Origin of the sequence: Sphingobium sp. R-21, assembly GCF_049913335.1 — a bacterium.
In the GTDB taxonomy this organism is placed as follows: Bacteria; Pseudomonadota; Alphaproteobacteria; order Sphingomonadales; family Sphingomonadaceae; genus Sphingobium.
Map to the genome: position 1 here is coordinate 907,979 of NZ_CP184375.1, position 14,425 is coordinate 922,403.

Genomic DNA, 14,425 nt, shown 5'->3' on the forward strand with positions numbered 1-14,425 from the left:
GAACCATCATGGCGCACCAGACCGATCCACCACGCCTCCCCAACCAGGCTCACCCCCCAAATTATCAGGAGATTTGACATGACCAATATTCTTGCCAGCTTCGTCAATGCCGCAGACCCCACCAGTCCGCTGGACATCGTGCCCGTCGCCGGCCGCATCGGCGCGGAAGTGCGCGGCATCGCCTTGTCCGGCGATCTGGATGGCGACACGATCGCCGCGATCCGCACCGCACTCGCCCGGCACAAGGTGTTGTTCTTCCGCGACCAGGCGGAACTGGATGATGCCCGCCACGAAGCCTTTGCCGGGCTGCTGGGCGATCCGGTCGCGCATCCCACCGTGCCAGTGGCTGACGGATCGCGCTACCTGCTCGAACTGGATTCGAAGGAAGGCTATGCCGCGTCGAGTTGGCACACCGATGTCACCTTTGTCGACGCCTATCCGGCCGCATCGATCCTGCGCGCCATTACCATTCCGGCGGCAGGCGGGGATACGCTCTGGGCCAACGGGGCCAGCGCCTATGAAGGCTTGCCCGAAGCGCTCAAGACACTGGTTGACGGTCTGTGGGCCGTCCACAGCAACAAATATGATTATGCCGCTGCGCTGAGCATCAAGGACGCAAAGCGGGCGGAGGAATATAGCCGCATCTTCGCCTCGACCGTTTATGAAACCGAGCATCCGGTGGTCCGCGTCCATCCGGAAACCGGCGAACGGTCCCTGCTTCTGGGTCACTTCGTCAAGAATTTCGTGGGGTTGAACTCCGCTGATTCGCAGCGGTTGTTCGGCATTCTTCAGGACCATATCACCCTGCCTGAAAATACCGTCCGCTGGCGCTGGCGAGCAGGCGATGTCGCGATCTGGGATAATCGCGCCACGCAACATCGCGCGATCGCCGATTTCGGCCTGCAACGCCGCACGCTGCGTCGCGCCACGATCGCGGGTAACGTGCCGGTGGCAATTGACGGCCGTCGCAGCCGCACGACCAAGCAGGAAGTCCAGCCGGTGCTGGAAGCCGCCGAATAAGCCGGTTCTCCCCCGACCCAAACCGGCCGACCTGGGCCGTGCCGTCCTTGCCCGGCGGCACGGCTCCCTTATCGTGAAAGACCGTGCCTGATGCCCAAAATTCCCCGTTTGCTGGCGCTGGCGATCAGCCTTGCCACCAGTGCTGTCAAAGCAAACGACAGTGCGGTAGCGGTGGGCTATGAACAAGTCCGCCGTTAGCCCGTTTCGGTATTTCAACTCCTCCCCGGAGGTGATCCGGCTCGTGGTGATGATGTACGTCCGCTATCCGCTGTCGCTGCGGAACGTCGAGGACCTGCTGTTTGAGCGCGGCATCGATATCTGCCACGAAACGGTGCGGCTGTGGTGGAACCGTTTCGGCCCGCTGTTTGCTGGCGAAATCCGTCGCAAGCGGATCAATCGGATGTGCGGCTTTCGCCACTGGCGCTGGCACCTCGATGAGATGTACGTGAAGATCAACGGCAAGATGGTTTACCTCTGGCGCGCCGTCGATCACGAAGGTGAAATTCTCGAGAGCTACGTTACGAAGAAGCGGGACAAAAAGGCAGCTTTGGCCTTCATGAAGAAGGCATTGAAACGGCACGGATCACCAGCAAAAATCGTCACGGACGGACTGCGATCCTATCCAGCGGCGATGCGCGAACTGGGCAATATCGAGCAGCAGGAAACAGGTCAGTGGCTGAACAATCGGGTTGAAAACAGCCATCTCCCCTTCCGACGACGGGAGCGGGCTATGCTCAGGTTCCGGCAGATGAGATCCCTACAGAAATTTGCATCCGTCCACGCCCACTTTCACAATCACTTCGCCCTGGAGCGCCGTCTCGTCGATCGACAGATTTACAAACAAAGACGCTCGGCCGCCTTGGCCCAGTGGCAGTCTCTCGCGAGCTGAGTTTCCCCGTCCTAAGCCCGAAGTGCATCGTGTGGAGAGCGGTTCGCCTTTGTCTGACAGCACCGCCTTTACCGTTGCCGGCTGGACATGCGCGCATGCCACCCGGCCCCGGAAAATCCGTGACCGAGTCTCATCGGAGGGGTTCTCACGCCCCGCTTCCCGGCTGTCACGGGAAGCGGGGCCACATTGCTCGACTTGGGGCGGCAGGCAAGTGGAATGTGCAGAGAAAGCAGGAGGAAACCGGGATGGCTTCTATTTGCGTCGCACACGCGTTGGGTTAGCCTCTCGAGGAGGCGATGGGAGAGTCGCGGTGCGTATGTTGATGCTCGCCGGGTTGGCAGCGCTGGCCGCCTGTGGTTCCCGCGAGAACAGGGAACCGTCCAACGGCATTGCTGCCGGCAATGAGGCAGAGCAAAAGGCTTCGTCCGATACGGCAGTTTCGCTGCCTGCACCCGCAGTTGCCGTGACGCCGGTCGACATCACCATGCCACAGTTTGCGCCCCAATATCCCGGTTCCACCATCCAGTCGGTCAACAGCGCAACGGCAGGTGGCGGAGACAGTCATGAGGTGCGGCTGCTCACGAACGACGACGCGGACAGGATCTTTGCCTTCTATCGTGACAGCTTCGCCGCAGCAGGATTACGCAAAACTTCCGAATTCATGTCGGGCGGCACCGGCATGATGTCGGCGACCGGCAAGGGCAGGAACGCGTCCATCGCAATCGCCAGAGACCAAGGCCGCAGCGTGATCATCGTGACCTATTCTGGGGAATAGATGCCGACTCAGGAGCGGGTGATTGGGCGGCATCCTTGGGGACATTCGCGACAGTCGGGTTCGGAGCGCGAAAGCGTCGAATTCGACCGTCGCCCGAAAGCGGGCCGACGTCGGTTCGCGCCAACAAAGCTGATGGGGTGGACGCCCCCCGACGGCATCGATGTGCCAAAGTGGAGGTGTTGATCACCACTTGAGGGAGGCGTCCGTGTCGAAGGTTACCACAATCGGGTTGGATATCGCCAAAAGTTCCTTTCACGCGCATGGCGCCGATGAACGCGGTGAGGCCGTGTTCAGTCGCAAACTAACCCGCGGAAAGCTGCTCGACTTCTTCGCTGCTCAACCAGCTTGCCTCGTTGCTATGGAAGCGTGCGGCGGCGCGCATCACTGGGCGCGCGAGTTGACGCAGCTCGGCCATGAGGTCCGGCTTATCCCGCCGGCCTATGTCAAACCGTTCGTGAAGCGGCACAAGAACGATGCGGTCGATGCAGAGGCCATATGCGAGGCGGTGCGGCGGCCGGGCATGCGCTTCGTTGCGATAAAGACGGAAGAGCAGCAGGCCGCAGGGATGGTCTTCCGGACCCGCGATCTACTTGTTCGGCAACGCACTCAACTCGTCAATGCACTGCGAGGCCATCTTGCCGAATATGGCTGGGTAGCACCGCGCGGCAAGGCCCAGATGGCGATCTTGGCGGACTTGCTTGATGAGGATGAAATGGCCTCATCGTTGCCCGAGGCAGCACGCGCCATGTTTCGCATCATGACCGACATGCTGGCCGAACTCGACGACCGGATCGCCGACCTGGACAAGGAAATCGCTCGCCGCGCCCGCGAAGATGAGGTGGCGCGCCGGCTGATGACGATCCCCGGTATCGGGCCGATCGCGGCTACCGCTATCGTGGCGCTGGCGCCTCAGGCTGCCTCGTTCAGCAAGGGCCGCGATTTTGCCGCATGGCTGGGGCTCGCTCCGCTCCAACACTCGACGGGAGGCAAGCAGAAGCTCGGCCGCATCTCGAAAATGGGCGAGCGAACAATCAGGCGGCTGCTGATCATCGGCGGCAGCGCGGTCGTGAGGCAGGCTACGATACATGGCGCGCGGGCAGGCTCGTGGCTGGAAGGGATGCTGGCACGCAAGCCCCGGATGCTCGTCTCGGTAGCGCTCGCGAATAAGATGGCACGCATCGCCTGGGCGCTGATGACCAGGCAAGAGGATTACAAAGCTCCGGTCGTCGTTGCAGCGTAAGACTGCGGCGCGGGACCAGAGGTCGTCGGAGACGTAGGCGGTCGAAGGAGGGTATGGCACAACAGTCGGTAAGACGGGGCCGGAAAACCAGAGAACGGCGTAGTGCTAACCAAGCACGCAAAGCCGATGTGGATCCGGTCCGCGAACTCCCATACTGGCCCGCAGCCATAGGCGGCACCAGAGGCCGGACAGACGAGAGCACCTGACTACGTGCCAAACCTCATTTAACGCTTGCTTCTTTAGGGGCGTCCACAGACGCCGTTCGGCAGCTCTATACCGCTCATCGAAAGCGGTCGTAGGTTCCCCGCGCTGAGATACCTGGGCGCATAATGATCGAGAAAGGTGCAGTCCATCCTGGCCGCCCGAACGCACCGAGATCGATGAATTTGTTCTACAGGCATTGAGTCAGCCGGATGACTGGCGCACCGCGGTGCGCTATCGTCCGACCATGTCCGGCAGCAAGCAGCACTTTATTCCCCAGAGTCTGCTCAAGGGCTTCGGCGTCAAGCGCGGCAAGTCAACGTTCGTCGTCGCATACACGCATGACCGCGGCATCTTCACGCCCGCAACCGACGGCATCGCCGCCGAACGGCACTTCTATTCCGAACTCGGCGTAGAAGGTGGTGACGAGACGCTCGACGACCGCATCACCGATCACGAGACACCCCTTGCGACGATGTTGTCGAAGCTCCGTTCCCTTAGCGATGGAGCGCGAGCCGATCCGGGAGAGGCCGCCGCCTTCGTCACGCATCTGGCCGTCCGCAACGACCATTTCCGCAAGGCGGTCACTTCGGCGGGCGCCAGGATCATGGACCTCGTTGCCGATCAGTTCGCGGATGCCGACTCATCCCGCGCCTTACTTGGGCTCGACGACGACGATCCGCGCGGCTTGTTCGCCGAGCAGCTGAAGGAGGCGTTCGATCAATACCGGCCGCTCATCGATATGCTCGGAATGGATCGCGAAACCTTCGATCGGTGGGCGTTCGAGAACGTCAAATCCAACTTCGCGACAATGCACGAAGAGATAAGCGGTTCAATGTCCGAAGTCGTGATGGCGATCTCCGAGGCACTGCCCGGCACCGCCGCGGACGCCCAGCGAAGGGCGCTCAACGAAGATCTCGTGCCGGCCAAGAGGGTCGAGGCCTTGTCGGCGCTGGCCTGGCGCGTAACCCATCCGTCCGAACCGCTGATCCTTCCGGATTGTGTCGGGGTCGGCTTCGACAAGAACGGCAAAGGGCTCCCGCTGATGATGATCGATCGCGAGGACCTGTACTCGATCGTGATGCCAATCGCGTCCGACCGGCTCCTCGTCGGCATGGTCGACGAGACGGCCAAACTGCCGGGCGGCTTGAACGAGACGATGGCCAGCTGCTCTTGGGACTTTTACGTCGCACGCGACCGGACAGATGAGTTCGAGAAGCTCCGCGGTGCTCTGCGATCGCTGATCGCCCCCTATATCGACGAAATCGTTGATGGTGCCGCGGACGGAGCATTACGGGACCTGAACGACTGAAACCATCCGGGCCGCTGGCCCAGCGAATGTCTGAGCAAATCTGCGGTGGAGCCAGCACTCTCGAAACTGCCATTCGTCAATTCAAATTTGTCCATCAGAGATTGCCGGTATCGCCTCGACGCTGTAGCGCGTGTCGCACATCCGATCGCGGTTTGACGGGTCCTAATTTCTTGACTGAAAGCTGATTGAAAAGTTCGGAAGTGCAAATCTGGCGGAACCGGTCTATGCTCACTTTGGAGGCAATATCTCGGATACTGATCTGATCTCGGAGACGCTCGGTGACATTGCCCTCCGCCAGGGAGTGAGCACCGGTCCCTTCTCCATTTCCAAAGACTTGGTTCGCCAGCTCGACGATGTCGCGTTGCGCTCTTTGCTTGGCAAGCTGCTTGAAGCTGAAGCCGCATCGCGCGGCGTTCCGATGGCGGCGATCGATCTTGGAGGTAACCAAAACGCGCCCGACGGCGGGATCGACGCGGCCCTTTCGTGGCAGGACGGCCCCAAACCCGTCGGTTGGCTGCCACGCCGGATGACCTACTATCAGTGCAAGGCGCAAGCATTGCCGCCGGCGGCCGTAGAGGCCGAAATGCGCCCTAGCGGCTCGCCACGCCCGATCTTCGCTCGGCTGGCGCGAGAGGGTGGTGCCTACGTCATCTTCTCGACCGACGACATCGGCACCAACGGCATCGACGCGCGGCTGGCGCGGATGCGCGCCGCAATAGCCGACGTCGGCGACAGTGACCGCATTCATCTCGACTTCCTCGGCGCCGACCGTATCGCACGGTGGGTCAACCAGCACCTAGGCGTCGCGATGTGGCTGCTGGCCGCAGTCGGTCGCCCGCTCGGTGGCTGGCGGCCGTGCGGCGACTGGTCGGCACCCGGGAGTTCGGCATTTCCCTATGTCATTGACGAAACCGCGCGTGCTGCCGTTGGCGGGCAGGAGGGCGACGTCCGCACGGCGATCACCGCGATACGCGGTGCGTTGGCGTCGCCGGGCGGCACTGTGCGGCTCGTGGGGTTGTCGGGCATGGGAAAGACGCGGCTCGCGGAGGCGCTGTTCGATACACGCGTGCACGGCGGCAAAGCGCTGGCAGCAGCGACCAGCATCTACGGCGACACGGGCCTCGACCTAGATGTCGGGGCGGCGCTTGTCGCCGAACAGCTGGCAATGTCGGGTATCGAGGCGGTGCTGGTCGCCGATAATTGTTCGGGACGCACCCACGCGCAGCTCGCCGAAATCGTGCGCCGCAAAGGCAGCCGAACGAGCTTGATCACCATCGACTACGATATCGGCGATGACCAACCGACCGACACGCTGGTAGTGAAGCTCGATCCCAATAGCGAGGGCGTCGTCTTGTCGCTTATCGAGCAGCGCTTTCCAAAACTGAGCGAAAGCGACCGACTGCATCTCGCACGCTTTTCGGGCGGCAATGCGCGAATCGCGCTAAAGGTCGCCGAACGATCGACTGACGGAGCTGACTTGTCAAAGCTGGGCGATGCCGAATTGCTCGACCGGCTATTCCAGACTGGGCGGGAAGCCGCCGATGCCGCGGTCCGACGAGTCGCAGACGCCGCTGCACTTGTCTATGCGTTTCAGGTGGCGCCTGGCGACCGGCAGCGTACCGCCGAGCATCCCGCGCTGGCGCGCTTGGCCGGCATAAACGCCGACACGTTTTACCGGTACGTCGGCACGCTGCTCGACTGGGGCATTGTTCAGCAGCGCGGCATCCAGCGCGCGGTAATGCCACCGCCGCTGGCGAACCGACTGGCCCGGCCAGTGATCCGCCGCAGCGATCCCTCGGCCTTGCTTGACGCGTTCGCTTCGCATCCGCGCCTGATGGCATCGTTCGCCCGGCGGCTGGGGCAGTTGCACGACGAGCCGAAAGCGGTGGAACTTGCGCGGCGACTGATGGGCGCGAACGGCTGGCTTGGTCTACCGGCCGCTTTCGACGCAGACCAGCAAAGAGCGTTCCGCAACCTTGCCCCCGCAGCGCCCGAGGCAGCTCTGGCGGCGATCGAACGGGCGTTGAGCGACGATGCCAAGGCGCTGGATCACGACCGGTCCGAATATGCCGACCTGCTCGCGCATATCTCCTATGACAATGCGCTGTTCGCGCGCGCAATGACAGCAATGCTGCCGCTAGCGCTTGCCGAGCAAACGGATTGCCGGGACACGCAGGTGCGCTGTCTGTTCCTCGAACGTTTCTGGCCGGTATTATCGCGCACGATGGCGACGGGCGACACGCGCCTCGCCTTCGTTGACCGCCTCCTCGACGATGAACGTGAGAGCGTCCGCGCCCTGGGTGTGGAAGCGCTCGATCACATGATGGACGTGTGGCATTTGAGTTCGTCGTTCATGCCCGAGTTCGGTGCACGTGCGCGGGCGCGGGAATGGCAACCGCGCGGTCTTGACTATACGGTGTGGATCGAGGCAGCCTTCGATCGGATAGGCCGCATCGCGACGACCGACGGGCCGAACCGCGACCGGGCGCGCAGAATCGTGCTGGAACACCTGCGCTCGCACCTTGAAAGCGGCAATGCCGACCGCGTGCTCGCAGCAGTCCGCCGAATCCGCCCGGATGGCTATTGGGACGAGGGCTGGCGCGCCGCAACCGACGCAATGCACTTCACACGCAACTCGACCGGTGAGTGGCGCAATGCACTGGCACAGCTCGAACACGACCTGCGACCCCGCAGCCTCGAAGCGTGCTTCGAGGCTGCGGTTCTCGGAGAGCCTTGGCGGCACTGGCACCCAAGCGGCCGCGAGAATTCGCCCGTCCGCGAAGTCGGCACCTTTGCCAAGGGGATCGGACGACGCGTCTCCCGCTCCGGCATCGATCCGACACCCTTTATCGCGCGTGCTTCGCTTGCTGGGGACGTCAACAGCGTCCGAGATTTCGGTCTCGGATTGGCGCGCGCGACCGGCGCCATCGACGATCTGTGGGACCGAGCGCATTCGGCCTATCTCGCCCTCGACGCCGACCGGCGTGATGCCGGGCTCCTCATCGGCATCGTGCAGGGCTCGGAACCCGGCCATCGACAGTGGGCCGAAGCAAAGCTGAACGCCATCGCCAACGACCCGATCCTTGCCCCTTATCTGGTCTTTTCCCATGCCGGACGGACACTCGGGACCGCGGACATCGACCGCTTCATCGCCGCGCTCGATGCGGGCAGCATCACTGCCGAGCGGCTCGGCATGCTGATTATGGGCGGCGCCACGAAGCCGACTCCTTCGCCCGACCTCGCACGCTTGCTGAGCCGTCTTTCGAGTGAACCCGAAGGCGCGCCGCAAGCTCTCCAAGTCCTCTTCATGCGCTTTTACGGCGAGCCGGAGACCCCGCCTGAACTGGCGGAAGTCGCGCGCACGCTCCTCGCCGACCCGGCCTGCTATTCCAGTGAAAGGACGCGCGCCGACCATGAGCTGGCGGGCCTCGCACGTCGCATGTTCGGTTTGGCAAACGATGTCTCGCTCGCGATCTCGATCTGCAAGGCGCTTCGCATCGCGTACAATGCGAGCGAGCGCTGGCGCTCGTCGCGAGATTTCAATGAGCTCGGCAAGGTGATGACCGGGTCACACTTACGCGTTGTTCTCGACGAAATCGTGTCCGGCCAAGCCAAGGGCGAACTGGTCGAAATCTTCCTTGGCGATCACCTTATGGAGGATATCGATGGCAGCGGCCGGGATCGCGCGCTCGACGAGAGGGTCATCGCCGAATGGGTCGCCGAAGACCCACAGGCGCGGGCACTTCGCCTGGCCGAATTCGTTGCATATACCGCGCCGGCAAGCGAAGAAGCCGGCCTTGGCTGGTCGCCGCTCGCGAGAATGCTGATTACAAGGGCCTCTGAGCCGGTCGCCGTGCTGCAAGCTTTCGAAGAGCGCTTTTTCAGTGGCGTGAGCAGCGGCCCGTTCTCGTTGCGCTTCGTGCGCCGTCGCCCGCTCGTCGAAGCCATGCTGACCCACGATGATCCGCGCATACGTAATTGGGCGCGTGCGGCGGCGGAGCGGCTAGAACGCCAAATCCGATTTTGGGACGGACGCGACCGTGAGCGAGACAGTCTGTTCGAATGACGATAATGGGGCTTGCTGCAGCCAGAATTTGAATCTCAATTCGCGATTGCTAACGGACTGAGCGATTTCCACTTCTCCTCGGAGCCACATCGGCGAACGTCACCCTGAGGGTTTGAGAGGTGCATTTACATCACTGAAATGGCGGCAAGCATAAGCCGAACGACATGGCTGAACGAACGGCAGCGTATAATCCCTGTAACGGTGAAAGCTGCCTGTCAGGACCGTCCAACAAAGCGGACATGATGAGCGGCCCGAGCGCGGCAATGAGATGTCCGCTGCCGGGGAACGAAATTTGGCCGCTGAGCGGCCAGGAAGGGTCGAATTTACTTCATTCGGAAGGTAGAGGCTGACTACCGACAGCGAACAAAAAAAGGTAAACAATGGCCGAGCAAAGTTCAATCGACGAGCGACGCGAACACTTCGCTTATTGCGTTCAACTGTTTGGCGGAACCACTGCCTTCTCGCGGCGCCTTGGCATAGACGAGCGCGCCATCCGCCGATTTATCAACGGCGAGCGGCCTCTTGGTGACGGACTTCTGGAAGACACCGCCAAGGCATTGCACCTGCTCATCGCTGAAGCTACCACTGCCGAAGGAAAGATCGCCGCCATATTGAGCTCTCTGCCGACCGATCCGTCCTAGAGCGCCCATCAGGCCCGTAGAGGTCGGCGTGCGATGGGTCGACGCTCAGGGCATGAGGATCGGAAATTTTGGCTGTGCAACCAATACGGTTCGCGAGCTGCCATGATCTCGTTTGCTCCGTGCATCGCTAGTGGCGGCTGGTAGGAATTAGGAATTGGTCTGTATCGGCGCGGATGACCGTCGACCACAGCCTCGTTTTCGTGAACAACTTATGGATCGGGTAAGGCTCACCGTAACGTGTTTCATCCAGCAGGCCCAACCAACAGAGCGGGCGCAGGATATGGCCATACGCCACGGCGTGGACCCGATGGTTGTCGCTATCAGCATCGAACACCGCCTTCACGAACTGGTCATCGGTCACGCCCAAATGAGCTTCAACGTTCAGGACGCCCAGGAAAAGTAGCCAGTCATCATCCAGTTGGACGCCATATAGGGTGTATCGGGAGTGATCGAGGACGAACAGCAGATGGTGGGCGAGCGCAATCCAAAGATTGCCAGGATGCCCAAGCAAATCCTTCCCGGCTGCTGTGATATGCAGGAAGCCCTTCCGGTGACGTGCCAGCTTGGCGCTAATCAACAGGTCGTGCAGCAGCATCAAGGGCGGGAAGTCGGGTTCGTTGAGGACCTTGTTGACAGCGTACAAGTCTTCGGCGGTATAGTAAGGCCATTCAAACGCTTCCTCCGCCCATGTGACGAACGTCCGCTTCAAAGCTTTATTCGGTGTCAGGCCAATGGGCCCAACGTCCAGCATATATTTGAGCGTCAGCTGAGCGGCGCGCAGCATGTGCGCGTTCGGCAGTGCCGGGTCGTCGTGCTGAGGGGCAAGGAATTCGATCATGAGGTGCTCAGATTGCAACCTGTCAGGCTAACAGGCAACCGTCGATGTTCTGCGGCGCTCAGGCTGGCCAAATGATGGCCGAGCGGGAACAAGCGGAATGTGAACTTTTGGGGAAGCGATCGTGAGCGTTGAGTGACGAAAATGGTCGTAATCAGCGTTGCTTCTTGGCCATTGTGGCTGTGAAATTGGGGTCCTTGTTCGCTACCCAATCGACAAATTTGCGTACATTGGGGTTGGCGAGCAGACCCTCGACATTCATCCCATGGCGCTGCAGTTCGGAATTGGTGAAATTGGCGATCAATGTCTTCTGGCAAATAGGATGCATCGGAACAACATCTCGCCCACCCCGGCTTTTCGGCACGGGATGGTGCCAGACGATGGTTTCTCCGGTAGGCCGGCTGCAGAGCCAGCAGGGAGGTATCACCGCTGGAGCCTCATCGTCCTCGCTGTGCAGGTCTTCATAGGGACCATGTTTCGAATGTTTGCGGGCCATGAGTCTACCTGAATTGCCTGAGTCTGTGCAGTTCCCCTAACGTGGTGCGGCCGACTTTACCACATCGGTGCCTCCGACCTGCGAATCCGGGCGAGGGTGCTTCAAACAAGCCGCAGGATATCTTTGGGAAAGAAGGCGATCGCAGCAAGCACGGTCAGGACGATGGCCCAGACTGCGTATTTCCAGATAGCGACACCGGATCGCTTCACCGGCTTGCGGTTGCTATTGCTGTAGACCTGCCACTCGGCGGGCAGCTTCGATTTGCGTTTTCTGGTCACGCTTTCATTCCTGCTTCATAGGGCCATGCCGGGAAGGGCGACATATTCTAATGATTTGCTATCGGCGCTGGCCGAATTTGGGCTTTTCCGTTGCTTCCTTCTCTGCCTCTTCATCCGCGCGGCGCTCCGCAGCGACATTCCCGAACAGCATCACGAGTTGAAACCCATTGGCCTTGCTCAATATCTGCATTGTCAGCTTGGGCGGGCGGGTGTGCCGCGAAATCTCAATCCAGTCCCGCGCCTCCGCCGGCAGCCAGGCAATGCGATCCTTCGGCGTAGCGGATTTGACGGATGCGGGTATCGGATCTCCTGTCTGGATGGAAAGCGTGGGAAAGAAACGCGACGGGCGCGCATATCGCAGGATTCCATCCTTGACGAAAAGAAATGCGCACATCGCCTGTGTGAGATCGGCGTAGCGGGTAGCGGCGGCTTCAAGCGTGACATCATAGGCAGCAGCGATGTCCGGCAGATGGGTGACCGTCGGCTTTCCCAGCTCTTCGACCGAGGCAACGAACAATGGCTTGGGCATCAGGAGGCCGGCGGCGAAGCGGTTGGCATGCATTTCTGCCTTGCGCGCCGGAGTGTCGCGCCTGTTTTCGGCAAGATCCCGATTGCTGCACTGCCTGTCCACGAACTGCCCGTCGAGGAGAAAATGGCCGAGTTGGTGGGCAATCGCAAAACGGCGAAGCTGCGCCGAGAGGCCCGTCCCGCAAGAAATGGCCGCTTCTCCTTTCGCGATATCGGTCGTCAGCGCACTGGATAGTCCAGCGGTTTCAAGATCACGGACCTTGGTGATGCCCGCGCCATGAGCGATCGCCACGACGTCTACTGGCGCCCGCAGGTCGGGATGATATTTGAATATCGTGGCGAGCAGCGTTTCCGCCGAGCCGCAGTTCGCCAGATCGTTCAGGAAGGCATCGTTGGGCATTTGCGGGCTCGTACCGTAATCGGACAGGAGGGGCGATCACAAAACTTGTTCTATGCCAGCTTGTCCCGAAATTCTGGAAAGAAGGCCTCCACTGCTGCCTGCAAATCAACGGGACCGGGAAGCAGATCAAAATGCTCCAGCAACCCGCGCACCAGTCTGGCTCTATATGCCCCTATGCCCGGCAGCATCTCCAAGCCCTGAAATTCAGGATCGGCGAGGCTGTCAGCGAGATCGCCGAGCGTTCGATATCCCGCTTTCTTCAACTGCTCCCGCAACCCGAAGGGCAGGACGGAGCGGGCAATCGGCAGATCCCGGTCGGTGGCCGTCGGCATCGTGGAACGCAGGCGTGTCCGCGCAGCTTTCGCCCGGCTCAACGACCGGCGGGTCAGGCGAAGCTGGCTGGAAGTGAGCGCCAGCCTGCGCGCGATTTCACGATAGGAAATGCCTGCAGCGCGCAGATCGCGTGCCTGTTCAAGATTCAGATTAGCCTGTTCAGGCCGGCTCAGCATGACAGCATATCCCGAAAAACATGGGCCGAGCATAACCGCGAAACGGGTCGGCTGCTACTGTGCCTGGTCGATGAGCGACGTGTCCCGTCAGCTTGGCCCCTGACAAGTTTGCCATTCGCCCATGGCAGTAAAAATCGACAGCTGGCGGGAAGTCCGTTCGCCTCTCAGCGGTTCGCAAACCTTATCGATGCCGCTCGAAAAGGGGGAGCTTTTGCCAGCGATCGGGAAACATGAGCATGAGCATGAGCATGAGCATGAGCGGCCATCGCCGCGCAATGAGCGCCAAGCTGGTCGACGTCGCGAATGATTTCGAAATCGACAGGCATTGCATGAAAGCGTCGTTCCTATCTTAAACCCTGTAGGTGGCGCCCGGAACCGGATCATCAATCGTCAGCCTGAGATTGATTGTCGGATGGCAGACCATTTGCCTTGTCTGATCCGGCTCAAATGCCGGCGTCTAGATTCGACACAACCCAATCCGCTATTGCGTCCAAGGCCTCTGCCTCCACTTCACTCGCCGTCCGTCCACTTTTTGCGGCAACCTTGAAGCTATGATCCGCATGATCGACGATCCGTAACGTCGCGCTAGCGCCGAGGTTGGCAGTGACGGGTTTGATCAATTCCATCTCCGCCAGGGCATCGCGAGAACCTGAAATGAACAGCATCGGAACGCGGACCTCTGTAAGATGTTCGGCCCGCTCGATGCCCGGCTTGCCTGCTGGATGGAGCGGGAATCCCAGAAATGCGAGGCCGCGCACGCCGGGGATGGGCGTTTCAGCCTGCGCCTGAGACGTCATGCGCCCTCCGAATGAGCGGCCTCCGGCGAACAGCGGCAGATCCGGTGCTAGCGATGCCGCCTGCGCAGCGGCGGCACGAACGGCAGCGTGCGCCAGCTTGGGCGTATCCGGCCGCTTCGACCCTTTCTCCGAATAGAGAAATTGATAGCGGAGCGTTGCGATGCCTCTTGAAGCCAGGCCTTCCGCATTGGCTGCCATCGTCGCGTGACGCATGTTCGTGCCAGCGCCATGGGCGAACAGATAAAGCGCCTTCGCAGCGGGCGGCTTCATCAACAGGCCCGATATGGTCTCCGCATTCACCGGGATGCGGACTTCGGTGGCCTCGATCCCGCTTGTGTCTTCGATTGGGCTCGAAATGGACAAGATTGCATCGCTCATTTCAAGATCAAGCCACGATGGCGCCGCATGGGCGAGTGGGAGCGAGAACTAAGATGCCTC

The 14,425-nt window shown here is 61.1% G+C and carries 13 protein-coding genes; 7 read left to right on the plus strand and 6 right to left on the minus strand.

Annotation, left to right across the window (positions count from 1 at the left end):
- The first annotated feature begins 78 nt into the window (after positions 1 to 78).
- The 7 genes from ACN9MX_RS18745 (at position 79) to ACN9MX_RS18775 (ending at position 10,144) form a co-directional block, all read left to right on the plus strand.
- A complete protein-coding gene (locus ACN9MX_RS18745) occupies positions 79 to 1,020 on the plus strand; it encodes a TauD/TfdA dioxygenase family protein (RefSeq protein ID WP_426387641.1) in 942 nt (313 codons plus the stop codon).
- 178 nt (positions 1,021 to 1,198) lie between these two features.
- Positions 1,199 to 1,909, plus strand: coding sequence for an IS6 family transposase (locus ACN9MX_RS18750; RefSeq protein ID WP_426387642.1), 711 nt, complete (start codon positions 1,199 to 1,201; stop codon positions 1,907 to 1,909).
- Between the two features lie 310 nt (positions 1,910 to 2,219).
- Positions 2,220 to 2,684, plus strand: coding sequence for a hypothetical protein (locus ACN9MX_RS18755; RefSeq protein WP_426387643.1), 465 nt, complete (start codon positions 2,220 to 2,222; stop codon positions 2,682 to 2,684).
- A 205-nt stretch (positions 2,685 to 2,889) separates the two neighbouring features.
- Complete coding sequence (locus tag ACN9MX_RS18760) at positions 2,890 to 3,924, plus strand: IS110 family transposase (protein WP_426387644.1); 1,035 nt, start codon at positions 2,890 to 2,892, stop codon at positions 3,922 to 3,924.
- Between the two features lie 400 nt (positions 3,925 to 4,324).
- Positions 4,325 to 5,437: a DUF4238 domain-containing protein gene (locus ACN9MX_RS18765; protein ID WP_426387645.1), complete on the plus strand. Its 1,113-nt coding sequence runs from the start codon at positions 4,325 to 4,327 to the stop codon at positions 5,435 to 5,437.
- Positions 5,438 to 5,738: 301 nt separating this feature from the next.
- Positions 5,739 to 9,503, plus strand: coding sequence for a hypothetical protein (locus tag ACN9MX_RS18770; RefSeq protein ID WP_426387646.1), 3,765 nt, complete (start codon positions 5,739 to 5,741; stop codon positions 9,501 to 9,503).
- Between the two features lie 380 nt (positions 9,504 to 9,883).
- Positions 9,884 to 10,144, plus strand: coding sequence for a helix-turn-helix domain-containing protein (locus tag ACN9MX_RS18775; RefSeq protein WP_426387647.1), 261 nt, complete (start codon positions 9,884 to 9,886; stop codon positions 10,142 to 10,144).
- A 127-nt stretch (positions 10,145 to 10,271) separates the two neighbouring features.
- Here the strand turns inward: ACN9MX_RS18775 and ACN9MX_RS18780 are convergent, their stop codons facing one another.
- From ACN9MX_RS18780 to ACN9MX_RS18805, 6 genes are all read right to left on the minus strand, one after another.
- Positions 10,272 to 10,982 carry a hypothetical protein gene (locus ACN9MX_RS18780; RefSeq protein WP_426387648.1) on the minus strand — a complete coding sequence of 237 codons (711 nt, stop codon included), beginning with the start codon at positions 10,980 to 10,982 and terminating at the stop codon, positions 10,272 to 10,274.
- A 151-nt stretch (positions 10,983 to 11,133) separates the two neighbouring features.
- A complete protein-coding gene (locus ACN9MX_RS18785) occupies positions 11,134 to 11,475 on the minus strand; it encodes a hypothetical protein (RefSeq protein ID WP_426387649.1) in 342 nt (113 codons plus the stop codon).
- Positions 11,476 to 11,576: 101 nt separating this feature from the next.
- Positions 11,577 to 11,753, minus strand: coding sequence for a hypothetical protein (locus ACN9MX_RS18790; RefSeq protein WP_426387650.1), 177 nt, complete (start codon positions 11,751 to 11,753; stop codon positions 11,577 to 11,579).
- Positions 11,754 to 11,811: 58 nt separating this feature from the next.
- Entirely contained in the window at positions 11,812 to 12,681 is an 870-nt protein-coding gene (locus ACN9MX_RS18795; protein WP_426387651.1) for an ImmA/IrrE family metallo-endopeptidase, read from the minus strand.
- 50 nt (positions 12,682 to 12,731) lie between these two features.
- On the minus strand, positions 12,732 to 13,190 hold the full coding sequence (locus tag ACN9MX_RS18800) for a hypothetical protein (RefSeq protein ID WP_426387652.1): 459 nt from the start codon (positions 13,188 to 13,190) through the stop codon (positions 12,732 to 12,734).
- Positions 13,191 to 13,633: 443 nt separating this feature from the next.
- The gene (locus ACN9MX_RS18805; protein ID WP_426387653.1) at positions 13,634 to 14,365 is read right to left on the minus strand and encodes an alpha/beta family hydrolase; all 732 of its coding nucleotides are present in this window, start codon (positions 14,363 to 14,365) and stop codon (positions 13,634 to 13,636) included.
- Positions 14,366 to 14,425 lie beyond the last annotated feature (60 nt).

Coding starts and splice junctions, on each gene's coding strand:
- ACN9MX_RS18745 (WP_426387641.1), top strand. CDS start 79: ATGACCAATATTCTTGCCAGCTTCGTCAATGCCGCAGACCCCACCAGT.
- ACN9MX_RS18805 (WP_426387653.1), bottom strand. CDS start 14,365: ATGAGCGATGCAATCTTGTCCATTTCGAGCCCAATCGAAGACACAAGC.
- ACN9MX_RS18795 (WP_426387651.1), bottom strand. CDS start 12,681: ATGCCCAACGATGCCTTCCTGAACGATCTGGCGAACTGCGGCTCGGCG.
- ACN9MX_RS18780 (WP_426387648.1), bottom strand. CDS start 10,982: ATGATCGAATTCCTTGCCCCTCAGCACGACGACCCGGCACTGCCGAAC.
- ACN9MX_RS18775 (WP_426387647.1), top strand. CDS start 9,884: ATGGCCGAGCAAAGTTCAATCGACGAGCGACGCGAACACTTCGCTTAT.
- ACN9MX_RS18785 (WP_426387649.1), bottom strand. CDS start 11,475: ATGGCCCGCAAACATTCGAAACATGGTCCCTATGAAGACCTGCACAGC.
- ACN9MX_RS18800 (WP_426387652.1), bottom strand. CDS start 13,190: ATGCTGAGCCGGCCTGAACAGGCTAATCTGAATCTTGAACAGGCACGC.
- ACN9MX_RS18750 (WP_426387642.1), top strand. CDS start 1,199: ATGAACAAGTCCGCCGTTAGCCCGTTTCGGTATTTCAACTCCTCCCCG.